The organism is Streptomyces sp. DvalAA-14, assembly GCF_900091855.1.
Classification (GTDB): domain Bacteria; phylum Actinomycetota; class Actinomycetes; order Streptomycetales; family Streptomycetaceae; genus Actinacidiphila.
In genome coordinates this window covers 1-11,529 of sequence record NZ_FMCH01000181.1, presented here as the reverse complement: position 1 = coordinate 11,529, position 11,529 = coordinate 1, and the positions used below count along the sequence as shown (strand labels likewise).

Sequence of the window (11,529 nt, the reverse complement as noted above, 5' to 3'; positions counted from 1 at the left end):
GCAGGGCCAGATGTCGACCTTCGTGCCGTTGGTGGTCTGGTTGTTGTAGGCGTCCAGGCACTGCTGGGTGCTGCCGGAGTAGACGGTCAGCTGGCCCGAGGAGGTACGGGTCCACTGCTGGTTGGCCTGGCCGTTGCAGTCCCAGATCTGGGGCTGGGTGCCGGCGGTGGTGGAGGAGTTGGGGACGTCCAGGCACTTGCCGGCGCCCACCGCGTGCAGGGCACCGGTCGTGCCGCCTCCGCTGGAGGTGGCTCCGTAGCCGACGGAGGTGAGGTTGGCCTGGACGGCGTTCTCGGTGGCGTCGGAGGGGTAGCCGCTGGTCATGACGCCTTCGTAGAAGGTGCCCTGGGCGCCCTTGCTGTTGTCGCCGCCGGTGCCCAGGATGATCGCGCCCTGCTTCTTCATCGGGTTGTAGCCCGACACGTTGGGACGCACCCCGTCGTAGAACGTCGACAGGCTCCCGGACTGCGCGTTGCCGCCCCGGATCGCCCAGTGGTTCGCGCCGCCCTTGATGATCGCGGTGGTGTAGCGGTAGTTCACCGTGGGATCACCCGAGTTCAGGTGCTGGTTGACACCGGAGAACAGCCCGTTCTCCAGGTCCGCCATGATCCACGGCCCGTTGCCCGAACCGTAGCCCCACACCTTGATGTTGCCGAAGTAGATGGCCTCCATCGTGCCGTTGCCGTCATCGTTGCTGTTGGTCTCGGCGTTGCCGTAGTCGAAGCAGCAGCCCCCGTTGTAGTGCGTGCCGTCCAGCACCGCGTACATGCCCTCGGGACTGTCCCCGGTGGCGATACCGCTGGTGTGGTTGTCGCGGTAGCCCGTGCCGGGCGCCACGAACACCCCGTACGCCTTGTGGCCGCCCACCGTCGTCGGCGCGGCCGTCGCACTGGCCAGGTTGTCCGGACCGCCCGCCGCACCGCCGGCCGGCGCCTGGGTCAGATTGTTGCCCCGCCCCGACTGGTCGTAGATCACCGTGATCACACAGCTCGTACCCGCGCAGAACGAGTCCTGCGCCGCCGCGTTGGCATACCCGCCCGTACTCAGCACACCGATGTTCAGCGTCGCGCTGTCCGACGCCCGCCGCACCTGGTAGAGCGACCCGCTGTACGACGAGTACAACGCCCGCGTCGTACTGTGCGCCGCCACGCACGGCGTCCCACCACCCGCGTAAATATCACACGGCAGTGAACCAGCCGCCTGGGCCGTGCCGGAGGTGGCCGCGGCCGCGGCCAGGCCGCCGACGACGAGCACGGACGCGAAGGCGACCCGCGCGAGCCGGCTGACGCCACGAGACGACGGGCGCTCCCGGGGGTCGGCGAGCTCCGGGTCTCCCAGGGCGCGTTGACGGCCATGGCGGCGAGCCGCGGCGAGGAGCCGCCCGGTCATGCTTTTCATGGAGGTGATTCCCATCGATTCTCCTTGGATGAATGAGAGCGCTAACAGGCGTCTCTTGCTGTGCTGCGCGATTCCTTTCACTCGTGCCGGACCGGCCGGAAAGCGGACGACGCGTCCGGCGGCCGGCGTCGTCGGAGGACGGAAACCGGTGCCGCGCGCTTCTCGGTTGCCATCGGCTGCCGTACGCGCCCTGCCGGGCGGACGGCGGTCGCCCGGACCGGACCGGGTGCGGACCGGGTGCGGACCGGAGACGGGCCGAGCCCGAACCGGTACAGATCGGCACGGACCGGCGCTGACCGGAGCCGATCGGTGCCGGCCTTTGAGGGCGGGCGGCTTCGAGAAGGCTGCCGGCTACCGGTCGCGGATCGGGGAGCCGGGTTCCCCGAAGCGGCCGTCGACGGCGGCGGTCCGCTGTCGCGGCGCGTCGGCCCGGCGTCTCGTTCGCCGGTCGGGCCGGGCTGCTCGGATGTTCACTCAGGACTCCTAGGTGCGTGGGGGCGAGGCCAAATGTGTGAGCGTTAACATGAAGGCGCGGATGTCGGTCTGGGGGAGTGGGGTTGCCTGCGATCCGACGGCGGGAGCCTCCATCAACCGGAACCCGGTGTCAACCCTTTTCACACAGGTACACCCTGCCGACCCGCGTCGGCGCTGGTGCGGGACGCGATTGCCGTCGACGCTGTTGACGCCGCCGAGGCGCTCTGTTTACCTGGCTCGCCGTGGCCCCGGCGCGGCGTACGCCGCGTTCAGTCCCCGGGTGCGAGAAGCGGCTTGGCGAGGGCATCTCGCGGAGCGTCCAGCGAGGGGTCCGGCGGGGCCGAGCGGGCGGGCGCCGCGGCGGTGCTCGACCGGAGGGCGATCGGAGGGGCCAGGAGGATGTGCCGGGCGGGCGTGGCCGGGTCGGTGATCCGCTCGATCAGCAGGGCGACCGCCTGGGCCCCCATCTCCTGGGCGGGCACGTCGGCGGCGGTGAGGGGCGGGCGGAAGTCCTCGGCCCACAGCTGCGCCGCGACCCCGGTGACGGAGAAGTCCCGCGGAACCCGCAGGCCGGCCTCGGCGAGGGCCCGCTGGATACCCGGCAGGGCGGCCTCGTTGATCGTGGTGATCGCGGTGGTGTCGGGGTGCGCGTCCAGGAGTTGCTGTACGCACTCCTGGCCGGACCGGCTGTCGTCCCCGCACAACAGCTCCAAGCCCCCCAGGCCCCGCTCGCGCACCGCGGCCAGGAAGCCCTCGCGGGCCCGGTGGCTGGGACCGTAACCGGTGGCGACCAGTTCGGGCGAGCGGTTGATCAGTGCCACTTTGCGGTGGCCGAGATCAGCCAGATGCCGCACCGAGTGGCTGATCAGTCCGGCGTAGTCGACGTCGATCCAGCACATCTCGCGGTCCCCCGCGGTGTGCCCGATGCCGACGAACGGCAGCCGCGCCTCGCGCAGCCGCCCCACCCGCGCGTCCTCGATGCGGATCTCCATCAAGATGACGCCGTCGACCCGGCTTTCGGATACCAGTCGTTCGAACGACCGCTCGTGGTCGCCGCCGGAGGGGGACAGCAGCACGTCCAGGTCGGCGCGGGCGGCCGCGTCCACCACGCTGGCCACGAAGTCCAGCTGCATGTGGGTCAGTCGCTTACTGGCTGGCGGGATCACCAGGCCGATGGTCCGCGTCCGGCCCTCCTTGAGCGCGCGGGCGGCCGCGTTGGGGCGGTATCCCAGCTCGTCGATCACATCTTGGATACGCTTGCGGGTGGCGGGGGCCACCGGACGCTTGCCGCTGAGCGTGTACGAGACAGTGCTCCGCGACACTCCCGCCCGCCGGGCGATCTCCCCGATGTTCATGTGGCTCCTCGGCAGTCCGTCGGGCCACAGATTACCCCATCGCCATCGAATCGATTCGGATCGCCGGCCGGCCGGCGCCAAGCCGCTGCCGTATGTCGCCCAACCGCCCGGCACCGAGGCGCGCGTGGTGTCCCCTTCGGGTCCACGAGTCCCCATGCCTTGACGGACGGCGCGCCCGGATCTACGGTCCCTGTCGAACCGGTTCGCGCAATCGATTCGACGCAGCATGCGGCTCGTGGCAGCCGGGGACCGGGCGCGGCCGCACGGGTGGGGGCAGGAAGGAACAGGGCGATGGTCGAAACGACCCAGCGGCGGCTCGCCGCCGTTGCCGTGACCGCGGCCGTGACCGTGACCGTGACCGTGACCGTGGCGGAGACGGCCGCCACGGTGGCCGCTCGGTCGTCCTCGCCGGCGGGCTCGTCCACCGCGCGCTAGGCCGTGTCTGACAAATAGCGCCGTCCGCCCGCAGGGCGGGGCCCCGCGGCGTCTGGTGCGTGCGATCGCAAGGCGGTGGGGGCACCTCCCAGCGATAGCTGGGGGAGGGTGTCCTCGTAGTGGGCTACTCGGACGACCCCGACAACGCAGCGAGCGCGCGTGCCAGGCGTCGCGGGGCAGGCGGGATTTGTCAGACACGGCCTAGCCGCCCGTGCCGGAGCCGCGTTGCCCGGCGCGGCCCTGGGAGCCAAGCGAAGGACCGGATCGCCGATGAACGACAAGGCACAGACGGCCGACGAGCGGCGCGGGCGCGGGGGTTGGCCCGGCGTCGGGCCGGCGGACACCCGAACCCCACGGCCGCCGCGCGGCGGACCGCGTTCCCCGCAGTGGGCCGCGTGGGGCTTCCTGATACCCGTCACCGCCTATCTGGCCGCCTTCTACGCCTATCCGCTCTACCGCAACATCGACCTGTCGCTGCGGGACTACACGGTGCGCTCGTTCGTCCAAGGCGGCGCACCCTTCACCGGGTCGGCCAACTACCGGCAGGTCGTGGACGATCCGACCTTCGCACCCGCCCTGGTGCACACCGTGCTCTTCACCGCGGCCAGCCTGCTGTTCCAGTACGGGATCGGGCTGGCGCTTGCGGTCTTCTTCGCCCAGCACTTCCGTCTGTCCGCGACGCTCCGGGCGCTGTTCCTCGTCCCCTGGCTGCTTCCACTGATCGTTTCGGCCTCCACATGGTCGTGGATGCTCAACAGCGACTCGGGCGTCGTCAACGCCGCCCTGCACGGCCTCGGCATCGGCCCGGTCAACTGGCTCACCTCGCCGACCTGGTCCCTCGCGTCGGTGATCATCGCCAACATCTGGATCGGGGTCCCGTTCAACCTGGTCGTGCTCTACAGCGGCGTCCAGGCCATCCCGGCCTCGCTGTACGAAGCGGCCGCGCTGGACGGAGCGAACGCCTGGCAGCGCTTCTGGCGGGTCACCTTTCCGCTGCTGCGCCCCGTCTCGGCCATCACCCTGCTCCTGGGCCTGGTCTACACGCTGAAGGTCTTCGACATCATCTGGATCATGACCAAGGGAGGCCCCAGCGACTCGTCGACCACTTTCGCCACCTGGTCCTACCGGTTGGGCTTCGGCAACCTGTTGCCGCAGTTCGGCCCCGGTGCGGCGGTGGGCAACCTCCTGGTGCTGATCGCGCTGGCCTTCGGGCTGTTCTACATCCGGGTCCAGAGAAAGCAGCAGTACGCATGAGAGCCCCGCGGGCCGTCCACCCGAAGGACTGACGGCGCACGGGTCTGAACCCGACCTGTCTTCTCGGGTCCCCGCGGATCCGCGCAGATTCCCGCAGACCCCCGCACGTCTCCTCAGAAGGATTGAGCGTTTCCCGATGACCGTCATCCCGTCCGGCCCCGTCTTCGCGATCCAGGAGATCCCGTTCAGCTTCCACGGGTCATGGCTCAACGTCTCGCCGGTCATCGCCCAGCACGTGCAGGCCGAGGACCTGCACCTGGTGTCCCACCAGAACGGCATGCACCCGGTCCTGCGCTTCGTGCCCCTCGTCCCCGACACCGGAGACCGCGCCCCGGCCGGCTGGCGGGCCGCGTCGGGCGGCCTGACGTGGCAGGACCCGCACGGTGACATCACGCTCGTCTACGAGTCGGCCGACACCCTGCGGGTCAGCGGGGAGGGGCTGGACCTGGAGATCACCCCGTCGGACGCGCGGCTGACCCCGTTCAGCGGCATGTACCTCTACCGCGACCCGGTGGACGGCTCGTTCCAGTTCACCTCGTACGAGACGGGCCGCCGCTACCGGATCACCGCGCTGGAGGGCGCGACCGCCCGGCTCGCGGGAGGCGAAGGGCTCGCCGGCGCCTCCCGCCGCCTCACCCTGACCGGCGCCGGCCGCTGGGAGGCCGCCATCGAGGAGATCGACAGCGCCCGCACGCCGTACACCCCGGCGGACGACTTCGCGGGCACCGCGGCCCGGGCCGAGGATGCCTTCGGCGCGTTCGCCGCCGAGGTGACCGGCCCGCCCGAAGGCCGCCCGGCCGCCGCCGAGTTGGCGGCCTACGTCCTGTGGTCGGCCACGGTGCGGCCGGCCGGCTTCGTCGGCCGGCCCGCGGTGCTGATGTCCAAGCACTGGATGGACAAGGTCTGGAGCTGGGACCACTGCTTCAACGCCCTGGCGCTGGCGCCCGGTGCGCCGCGGCTGGCCTGGCACCAGTTCCACCTCCCCTTCGACCACCAGGACGAGAGCGGCGCGCTGCCCGACTCCGTCACCCACTCCGAGGTCCTGTACAACTTCGTCAAGCCGCCGATCCACGGGTGGGCGCTGCGCCGGCTCAGGGAGCGGCTGCCCGGACCGGTGGAGGCGGGCGAACTGGAGGAGACGTACCGGCGGCTGGGCCGGTGGACCGACTTCTGGCTCACCGCCCGGCGCGCGCCCGGCGAGGCGCTGCCCCATTACCAGCACGGCAACGACAGCGGCTGGGACAACGCCACCACCTTCGATCCCCGCCGGGTCCTGGTGACCGCCGACCTGGCGTCCTTCCTGATCCTGCAGCTGCACGAACTGGCCCGGATGGCCGACGAGCTGGGGCACACCGAGGACGCCGCGCGCCATACGGACACGGCCAAGGCCATGATGGAAGCGCTGTTGGACCAGTTGTGGGTGGACGGCCGCTTCCATGCCCGCTCGCCGCACACCGGCCGCCTCTCGCACAGCCGCAGCCTCCTCGACCTGATGCCCGTCGTGCTCGGGGAACTGCTGCCAAAGGATGTCAGTGACCGGCTGGCGGAGTCGCTCGCCGCCCACCTCACGTCGCACGGCCTGGCCACCGAGCACCCCCAATCCCCGCACTACGAGGCGGACGGGTACTGGCGCGGGCCCATCTGGGCGCCTTCGACGGTCCTGATCGAGGACGGATTGCGCCGGGCCGGGCACACCCGGCTGGCGGACGAGATCAACGCCCGGTTCCGCGCGCTGTGCGAGGAGTCCGGCTTCGCCGAGAACTTCGACGCGCTGACCGGCCAGGGACTGCGCGACCGGGCCTACACCTGGACCGCGAGCTGCTACCTGCTCCTGGCCGGTGACCACCAGCGGCGCTCCGGGACGGCGCAGGCCCCCACTCCGCCCGGGGACAGCCGGCCGGGAGCGGCGAGCGACTCGTAGCGGCCGGGTCGCCACGTGGCGCCGCCGCCGTGAGGACCTCCGGGGCGGCGCCGCGTGGGGAGCCGCGCGGCACGCTCAGCGAAGGGTGAAGTCCTGGTTGCTGCCGGGCGTGTTCTTGCACGTCCACTGGTCGAGCTGCTGCCCGGGCGTGGCGTTGGCGCCGAAGCCGTCCAGGCACAGGCCGCTGTTCTGGTTGCGGAACGCGTAGGAGCCGTCGGACTGCTGGACCGGCTGCCAGAGGCTGTTGGGCGCGGCGTTGGGAGTCTGCTGGACGATGTCAGGTGTGCCCGCCGCGGGGGAGCTTCCGGCTACCGCGATGTCCTGGCCGGAGCTGCTGACCTGGAGTTCGCCGTAGCTGCCGGAGACCGGGACGAACTGGATCCGCTGGTTCGACTGGCTGCCGCAGGTCCACTGGTCGATCACCGCGCCGGCCGAGGTGCTGTTGCCGTACACGTCCAGGCACAGGCCGTCGCTGCTCATGACCAACTGGTGGTAGCCGCTCGGGAAGCCGCCGCCGGACGAGCCGGCCGGTGTCACATAGACGGCGAAGGCGTCGTGGCTGGCCTGGAAGGAGAAGGGGACGGTCACGGTGCCGCCCGAGGTGGAGAGGTTCTGGTTGTACACCACCTGGGGCGCGGTCAGCGGTGCCTGGTCGGGGATGCGCTCCACGGTGACGTTGACGCTCCCGTTGTTCGCCAGCCACGGTACCGACGACAGCCCGCTGAACGACACGCTGGCGGCGCCGGTGTACCCGTTGCTGTCGCCGATCACCGCGACGGCGCGCTTGTTGGCGCTGTCCTCGGCCGCGGAGATCGCGGTGCTCCCGACCTGCCCGGACGTGGCCACCAGGGTGCCGGTCATGTCCGCGTAGCTGCGCATCGCCCACCAGTTGCCGGTGGGCTGCCATGTGCCGCCGCTCTGGGTGAGAACCCCGGTCAGGTTCGGCGTCGTGCAGCAGACCCAGTTGCCGCGCATCGCGTTGGTGTAGCCGGACTGCGCGAAACGGGCCAGGTACCAGGCGGTGACTCCCGCGGTCTGCCGGTCGGCCGGCTGGTACTCGTTCGCCGACAGCGGCCGGGCGGAGATGCCGTTGGCCGACAGCGCGCTGTTGAGCGACTGCGACACGGTGACCGGGTCGTCGACGTCGCCCTCGTCATGATTGGTGATCATGTCGGGAACCGTGCCGGCCGCCTTGACGTGGGCCAGCCAGGTGTTCCACTCCCCGGGGTTGCTCTGCGGGGTGAAGGCGAGCGACGGGCCGACGATCTTGGCGTTCGGGGCGACCCGGCGGATCTCCTTGTAGGCAGTGTCCCACATCTGGAAGTACTGGGTGCTGTTCATCCCCCGGGTCCAGAACACCGAGATGTCCGGCTCGTTGTAGATGTCGTACGCGAACGGCAGTCCGGTCGCCTGGAGCGCGCCGACCGTCGAGTCGATGAAGCTGACCCAGTTGGCGCAGTTGCCGTTGTCGCACGGGTAGACCTCGTTCGAGGGCTGTCCGCCGTTGTTGCCCCACAGGTCGCTCACCAGGACCTGGTACTGCGCGTGATAAGGCGGCTGGGTGAACCGCCGGGCCTGGCTGACGATCGAGTTGATGTCCGCCTGGGTGGCGGAGCCGAACGTGTAGCCGTCCTTGATCCAACCGCCGGAGAACCAGCCGCCGCCGCGGAAGGCGGTGATGCCCAGCGGCTGGATGTACTGGTCCGACGGCTGCGTCGCGTCCTGGCTGACGCCGTACAGGAAACCCTCGCCGACTCCGGTGGCCGCCCCGCGGGGCGAGGCCAGATTGACGCTCAGCGACTCGCTCGTGGCCGCCACGCCCCGCCCGGGAGCCACCAGCATGAAGGCCGCCGTCAGTAGGGTCGCCGCCGCGGTCGCCATGCGGCGGTACCCGCTGCCGGTTCTCATCGGACTTCTCATTCTCATCGGGTCTCCTGTGTGTGGGGGTTCGCGCCGCGTCGCCATGGCGCGGTGGAGGGGAGCGCGACGAACCAGGGCGCGTCCGGCACCCGTCCGCGGCCGGTGTGTCGTGGACGGAGGCCGGGCGGCCGCGGGTCCGTCAGGTCGAGCCGGCGGGCGGGAGGAACCGGCGGCGACCGGCGAGGTCGCCCCCGCCGCCGTCCCGCGGCACCTCACCTGCCGCCGTTTCATCGCAGCGCCCGGTGCGTCCTGCCCTGTCCGCTCGTGCGCGTGCCGGAATGCGAGGCCGCGGCAGCGAGGTCGAACCGATTCGCTGACGGCTCGTCCGGATGTTACGACCGTCGGCAGACACGGTCAATGGAAGGTTACGAAGCAGCCGTCCGGTGTTTTCCGCGCCGACCGCGTCCAGCCGCCGCGTCGGGATCAAGGTCGCCGTCCGGTATCCGAAACCCACGGTGAACTGACAGGTGGGGCAGGGTTTCGGTGGCGGAGGCCCGGGCCGGTCCGGCCCGCGGCGCTGATGCGCCGGTCGAACGGGCCGGCCCGCCGAACGGCACGCGCCGCGCAGGCGGCAGCCCGCTGGAATTCGGCCGGGATGGTCGAATCGATTGCCTCACAGGGACGGGAGGGGCGGACGGACGGCGGAGGATCGCCCTGGCCGGGAGCGCCGGCTCCGCCCGACCGGCACCCGCGGACGGGATGCCGGGGGCGCCCGGCGCGCCCTGAACACGCGGAAGGGCAACTCCTCGGCACCGGCCCGGCGCACCGGCCCGTCAGCCCTCGCCGGCGCCCGGTTCCCGGCTCATCGCGCTCGACGAGGGCCCGGTCGGCGGCGTGTTGAGGCTTCCGGAGGCGAAGGGGGCGACGCGGTAGGGGAGGCCGCCGAGCCCCGCCGCCGTCAGCAGCGCCGTCCACCCGGTGAGCCGGCCGGCCGCCGGGACGGATGCGGCGTCGACGTCGATCCGGACCGCGTCGCCCAGATCACGGACCCGCAGGTCGCGGACGGCGATACCGGACTCGGCCAGCAGGGCCCGCGCGGCGGCCTCGGCCCGGTCGACGCGGGCCAGCCGGTGGCCGGTGACCTGGACACCGTAGGCGATGCGACTGGCCAGGCAGGGCGTCGCGGGTTTGTCCCAGGTGGGCAGCTCCCACTGGCGGCTGATCCGCCGGACATCGGCCTTGGTGAGTCCGGTGTCGAGCAGCGGGGTGAGGACCCGTTCTCCCTGCCCGCCTTGATGCCTGGGCGGAAGGGGTCCGCCGCGTCGTCCGCGTTGGTGCCGGTGGCCACCAGCCGAAACCGCGTTCCGCGGCGAAGGCGGTGATGGAGCCGAGCACTTCGGATTTGCAGAAGTAGCAGTGGTCGGGGCCGTTCGCCCGGTATCCGGGCCGGTCGAGCTCCCGGGTCGGCGGCGCCAGGTGGACGACGCCGAGGGAGGCGGCCAGTTCGGCGGCGGCCGCCAGCTCGCCGGAGGCGAGGCTCTCCGAGACGGCGGTCACCGCCAGTACGCGGTCCGGGCCCAGAGCCCGCACGGCGGCTGCCAGCACCAGGGCGGAGTCGGCGCCGCCGGAGTAGGCGACAGCCAGCCGGCCCAGGCCGGCGAACCGGCCCAGCAGTGCGACGCTCTGGTCGTCCATCATGATCGCGCCCCGTCGCTCGGATCAGCGCGCCTGACCGCCCGGTCGGCCACCGCACGCAGGGGCAGCCCGAGGCGCCGGGCGGCGGCGGCCAGGTCGTCGTACTCGGGTTTCGACCGGTACGGGCCGTGCTTGACGCGGATCCCGACTCCGTCGACGTCGACGACTTCGGTGCGCCGGGGCAGAGCCGCCCGCTCGACGGCGCTCCTGCGGATTCCCAGCGTGCCGGTCTCGGCGGCGAGCAACTCCTGCAGGCCGTCCGCCCGTTCGGGATCCCTCAGCAAATGCACCACGTGCGCCGGGCGTCCCTTCTTCATCACCGCCGGCGTCACCCAGGCGTCGAGGGCCCCGTGCTCCAGGGCCCGCGCCAGGACATGGGCGAGGGTCTCGCCGGTGACGTCGTCGAGGTTCGTCTCCAGCACGTACAGATGCCGTACGCCGGACCGGACGGCCGTGGCCAGGGTGACGGCGGCGACGTTCGGCCGATCCGGCATCGTGCGGGTGCCCGCGCCGTACCCGGTCCGGCCGAGCGTCATCGGGCCGAAGGGCTCGTAGCGGGCGCCCATCGCCGCCAGGGCGGCGGCGGCCGTGGGGGTGACCGTCTCCCCGGGACGACCGGCGGCGCGCACCACGGCGCCACGCTGTCGACGACGGCGTCGCCGAACATGCGGCGCAGTTCCCCGTCGCTGTTGCCCCGGTGGGTGCCGGTGGCGACGAGGATCACCACGTCCTCCAGGCGGACGATGCCGTCGAGTTCGGCCAGCACCGCCGGGATCATCAGCTGCCGCGGTTGCGGGCGGGTGCCGTCGCACGCGGAGATCGCCACCGTCTGCCCGCGGGCCACCCGCTCGCGCAGCGGCCCGGCGACGGGGAACCGCAGCGCCCTGGTCAGCACCCCGGGCTGATCGGCGGCGGCCTCGTGATGGACCGGTTCGACGACGGTGGTCACGGCGGGGTCGACGTCGATGTGCAGGCCGGTCTCGCCGTACGCCAGGCGCACGTCCATCACGCGGCTCCCCGCACCGCGGTCCCACGGGACGCCGCGGCGCGCGCCCGCCGGCCGGGCGGCTCGGGCGGCGGGCGCCCCCGCCCCCGACGCCGGGGACGAGAGCCGGCCGCTTTGCCCGCCGAGCCGTC

At 71.9% G+C, this 11,529-nt stretch carries 9 protein-coding genes; 3 read left to right on the top strand and 6 right to left on the bottom strand.

Going from position 1 to position 11,529, the window contains the following annotated elements:
- Positions 1–1,413 (bottom strand): arabinofuranosidase catalytic domain-containing protein (locus GA0115240_RS08910; protein ID WP_237554731.1); only part of this gene is annotated, 1,413 nt, incomplete at its 3' end.
- Between the two features lie 728 nt (positions 1,414–2,141).
- The gene (locus GA0115240_RS08905) at positions 2,142–3,227 is read right to left on the bottom strand and encodes a LacI family DNA-binding transcriptional regulator (RefSeq protein ID WP_093736114.1); all 1,086 of its coding nucleotides are present in this window, start codon (positions 3,225–3,227) and stop codon (positions 2,142–2,144) included.
- Positions 3,228–3,518: 291 nt separating this feature from the next.
- On the opposite strand from GA0115240_RS08905, the gene GA0115240_RS36755 reads away from it, so the two are divergent.
- From GA0115240_RS36755 to GA0115240_RS08890, 3 genes are all read left to right on the top strand, one after another.
- Positions 3,519–3,662: a hypothetical protein gene (locus tag GA0115240_RS36755; protein WP_161302119.1), complete on the top strand. Its 144-nt coding sequence runs from the start codon at positions 3,519–3,521 to the stop codon at positions 3,660–3,662.
- Positions 3,663–3,932: 270 nt separating this feature from the next.
- Positions 3,933–4,916, top strand: coding sequence for a carbohydrate ABC transporter permease (locus tag GA0115240_RS08895; protein WP_093736112.1), 984 nt, complete (start codon positions 3,933–3,935; stop codon positions 4,914–4,916).
- Positions 4,917–5,052: 136 nt separating this feature from the next.
- Complete coding sequence (locus tag GA0115240_RS08890) at positions 5,053–6,837, top strand: amylo-alpha-1,6-glucosidase (RefSeq protein ID WP_093736111.1); 1,785 nt, start codon at positions 5,053–5,055, stop codon at positions 6,835–6,837.
- 75 nt (positions 6,838–6,912) lie between these two features.
- On the opposite strand, the gene GA0115240_RS08885 is transcribed toward GA0115240_RS08890, so the two are convergent.
- From GA0115240_RS08885 to GA0115240_RS08870, 4 genes are all read right to left on the bottom strand, one after another.
- Positions 6,913–8,745, bottom strand: a complete 1,833-nt coding sequence (locus tag GA0115240_RS08885; RefSeq protein WP_202451169.1) for an RICIN domain-containing protein — start codon at positions 8,743–8,745, stop codon at positions 6,913–6,915.
- A 993-nt stretch (positions 8,746–9,738) separates the two neighbouring features.
- Positions 9,739–10,392 carry a hypothetical protein gene (locus tag GA0115240_RS39155; RefSeq protein WP_346267928.1) on the bottom strand — a complete coding sequence of 218 codons (654 nt, stop codon included), beginning with the start codon at positions 10,390–10,392 and terminating at the stop codon, positions 9,739–9,741.
- A complete protein-coding gene (larC, locus tag GA0115240_RS08875; protein ID WP_093736109.1) occupies positions 10,392–11,024 on the bottom strand; it encodes a nickel insertion protein in 633 nt (210 codons plus the stop codon). The genes GA0115240_RS39155 and larC overlap by 1 nt, the downstream gene beginning before the upstream one ends.
- Complete coding sequence (locus GA0115240_RS08870) at positions 10,925–11,398, bottom strand: lactate racemase domain-containing protein (protein ID WP_237554730.1); 474 nt, start codon at positions 11,396–11,398, stop codon at positions 10,925–10,927. The genes larC and GA0115240_RS08870 overlap by 100 nt, the downstream gene beginning before the upstream one ends.
- Positions 11,399–11,529: the final 131 nt, after the last annotated feature.